The organism is Neisseria sp. P0021.S007 (assembly GCF_051956855.1).
On the sequence record NZ_JBQCXA010001199.1, the window covers coordinates 1 to 518 of the forward strand.

Genomic DNA, 518 nt, shown 5'->3' on the forward strand with positions numbered 1-518 from the left:
GTCAAAGATAGGCAGGGTGATGGACGGTGCAAAAGCCCAAATACCTGTGCCGCTCTTAAACAGGCCGCTCAACTCGCCGGAAGCGGTACCGACCGAACCGGTCAGGCTGATGCGCGGGAAAAACGCCGCACGTGCCGCACCGATATTGGCATTAGCTTGTCTGAGCGCGTGTTCGGCCGCACGGATATCTGGACGGTTGAGCAACACGTCCGAACTCAAACCGGCAGGCAGTTTGGTCATTTTGAACTGCTTGCTCAAAGGCAGACCGGCAGGCAAGTCTTCGGGTAAAGGTTGATTAATCAACATAGCCAAAGAATTGCGCGCTTGCTCGCGGTTCTTTACCGCGGATGCGTAATCAGCTTTGGCCGATTCGATCAGCGCTTCCTGTTGGCGCAAATCAACGGCGGAAATCACGCCGGCCTTATGGCGCAATTGCGAGAGCTTGTAAGTCGCTTCACGGGTTTGCAACACGCGTTGTGCCAATGCCATAGATTCCTCAGCGTAGCGTTCGTTAAAGT

At 54.8% G+C, this 518-nt stretch carries 1 protein-coding gene; it reads right to left on the bottom strand.

Annotated elements, in window-relative coordinates; translation table 11 throughout:
* Nucleotides 1-518 (bottom strand): TolC family protein (locus ACTHUR_RS18265; protein WP_440400176.1); only part of this gene is annotated, 518 nt, incomplete at both ends.